Source organism: Cellvibrio sp. ATLC23, from assembly GCF_057196725.1.
Window position 1 is genome coordinate 1 of the sequence record NZ_JBXUOS010000023.1, and the last position, 1,514, is coordinate 1,514.

The following is a 1,514-nucleotide window of genomic DNA, read 5'->3' on the forward strand; positions in this document are numbered from 1 at the left end:
ACCCGCTCCGCGCCAACACACACTGGAAATGGTGATCCTTGAAGATCTCGTTCCAGCTGACCATCTGCTGCGCAAAATCGATAAGTACATCAACTTTGAATTTATCCGTGACAAAGTCCGCCATTTATATTGCGATAACAACGGCCGTCCGGCGGTTGATCCGGTGTTGTTATTCAAAATGCTGTTTATCGGCTATTTGTTTGGTGTGCGCAGCGAACGGCAGTTAGTGCGCGAGGTGCAAGTGAATGTGGCGTATCGATGGTTTTTGGGGTTGAGTCTCACAGATAAAATCATTGATGCATCCACCTTTAGCCAACAACGTCGGCGCCGGTTTTTAGCGACCGATATTGAACAGCAAATTTTTGATGAGATTGTTCGCCAAGCGATTGGCCACGGCTTGGTAGGCGGCGATGTGCTCTATACCGACAGCACCCACATGAAAGCCAACGCCAACAAAAAGAAATTTGAAATTCACACTGTTACGCAAACGCCGACGGATTATTTAACCGCGCTGGAAGTCGCGATTGATGAAGACCGAATTGCCAACGGAAAGGCACCATTGAAAGAAAAAGCAGCTGATACCGAACCAAAAACCCGCGATATCAAAGTCAGCACCACCGATCCTGAGAGTGGCTATCTCACACGCGAAGGCAAGCCGCAGGGATTTTATTATCTCGACCATCGCACCACTGATGCCAAACACAACATTATCACTGACACTCACGTCACCCCTGGCAATGTACATGATAGCAAACCTTATTTGGCACGCCTGGATCGTCAATTAACGGCCTTCAATATTTATCCATACGCGGTTGGATTGGATGCAGGTTATAAAACCGCGGGCATCTGCAAAGGTTTGGAAGATCGCAATATTGAGGGCGTTATTGGCTATCGCCGCCCCAACAAAGCGGAAGGTTTATTTGCCAAGCGCAAATTTGTGTTTGATGCCGACCAGAATCATTACACCTGTCCAGCGGGTCAGTTGATTCCGTACAACACGACAAATCGATTAGGTTATCGCGAATACCATTCCGATTCACAACAATGCCGCGAGTGTCCGTTTCTGGATCAATGCACGCGCAGTCGTAACCGAACCAAAGTCGTTACACGGCATGTGTGGCAAGACAGTGTTGAACGCACCGATGCTCGGCGCTTAACAGCAGAAGGCAAACGGATTTATCAACGGCGCAAGGAAACAGTGGAGCGTAGTTTTGCGGATGCAAAACAATTACACGGTCATCGCTACGCGCGTTATCGCGGCTTGCGTCGTGTGAGTGGGCAATGTTTGTTGGCGGCTGCGTGCCAAAATATGAAGAAGATTGCGCTGCTACTGGCGCGATTTTTTAATCCATTGTGGGTATCAGGGCTTATCCAAACGCTGTGGGTGTTGATGGGTTGTTTTACCGGGAAAAATGAGCGGATTGGAAATAAATCTCAAGAAATGTGGTTTATGCACAGCGCGGGCTAAAAAAACAAAACCCCACTTTTTAGGGTGGGGTTTGTCAGCGATCTGA

The 1,514-nt window shown here is 48.3% G+C and carries 1 protein-coding gene; it reads left to right on the forward strand.

What is annotated here, in order from left to right; genetic code table 11:
• Nucleotides 1-1,468: IS1182 family transposase (locus AC2CG4_RS20005; RefSeq protein WP_484487946.1), on the forward strand; the 1,468-nt coding region annotated here is incomplete at its 5' end.
• Nucleotides 1,469-1,514 lie beyond the last annotated feature (46 nt).